The 1385-nt window shown below is 65.1% G+C and carries 1 protein-coding gene; it reads left to right on the forward strand.

The features are described from left to right. The first annotated feature begins 103 nt into the window (after window positions 1-103). Window positions 104-1384: a nucleotide sugar dehydrogenase gene (locus tag NYP07_RS23890; protein ID WP_268154715.1), complete on the forward strand. Its 1281-nt coding sequence runs from the start codon at window positions 104-106 to the stop codon at window positions 1382-1384. Window position 1385: the final 1 nt, after the last annotated feature.

Genomic DNA, 1385 nt, shown 5'->3' on the forward strand with positions numbered 1-1385 from the left:
CTGCGCTGGACACCGCTTTGCGGGATGCCCGAGATCGGGATGCCACACACAAGCAGTGAGAATCGCAAGCTTCCCAAGCATTCACAGCAACGAGAAACGACCCATGAACACGCTCGCAGTCATCGGCCTGGGTTATGTGGGCCTGCCCCTGGTGGTGGAGTTCGGCAAGCAGGTGCGCACCATCGGCTTCGACATCGCGACGCACAAGGTCGAGGCCTGCCGGCGCGGCACCGACCCCAGCCGCGAGCTGAGCGACGCGGAAGTCCAGGCCGCCAGGCACGCCATCTACACCGACGACCCGAGGATGCTGGCCGAGGCCGACGTCATCATCGTCGCCGTGCCCACGCCGGTGGACGAGGCCCACATCCCCGACTTCCGCCCGCTGATCGGCTCCAGCACCAGCGTCGGCCGCCACATGAAGAAAGGCGCCATCGTCGTCTACGAGAGCACCGTCTACCCCGGCGCGACCGAGGAAGTCTGCATCCCCGTGCTGGAGCGCGAATCCGGCCTGAAGTGGAAGCAGGACTTCAACGTCGGCTACAGCCCCGAGCGCATCAACCCGGGCGACAAGGAACACACGCTGACCAAGATCCTGAAGATCGTCTCCGGCGACACGCCCGAGACGCTCGCCAAGGTCGCCCAGGTCTACGAGAAGATCATCATCCCCGGCGTGCATCGCGCCTCCAGCATCAAGGCCGCCGAGGCCGCCAAGGTCATCGAGAACACCCAGCGCGACCTCAACATCGCGCTGATGAACGAGCTCTCCATCATCTTCGACAGGCTCGGCATCGACACCAGCGAAGTGCTGGAAGCCGCCGGCACCAAGTGGAACTTCCTGAAGTTCAAGCCCGGCCTGGTCGGCGGCCACTGCATCGGCGTGGACCCCTACTACCTGACCCACAAGGCCGACATGCTGGGCTACCACCCGCAGGTCATCCTGGCCGGGCGGCGCATCAACGACGGCATGGGCAAGTTCATCGCCGAGCAGACCGTCAAGCAGATGATCGCTGCGGGCAGCACCATCAAGGGCGCCAAGGTCAACGTGCTGGGCCTGACCTTCAAGGAGAACTGCGGCGACCTGCGCAACTCCAAGGTCATCGACATCATCAACGAGCTCAAGACCTACGGCGTCGAGGTCTTCGTGACGGACGCGCAGGCCGAGGCCGAAGAAGCCATGCACGAGTACGGCGTGAGGCTGATGCCGTTTAACGACCTGCCGTGCGCCGACGCGATCGTGGCGGCGGTGTCGCACCGGGAGTACGCGGGCCTGACGGCGCAGGAGATCGGCAGGAAGCTGGTCAAGGGCGGGGCCTTCATCGACGTGAAGGCGGCCTTCGACAGCAAGGCGCTCATCGACGCGGGCTTCCGCCTCTGGCGCCTGTGAG

The sequence above is a fragment of the Pelomonas aquatica genome (genome assembly GCF_026712205.1).
Lineage (GTDB): Bacteria > Pseudomonadota > Gammaproteobacteria > Burkholderiales > Burkholderiaceae_C > Pelomonas > Pelomonas aquatica.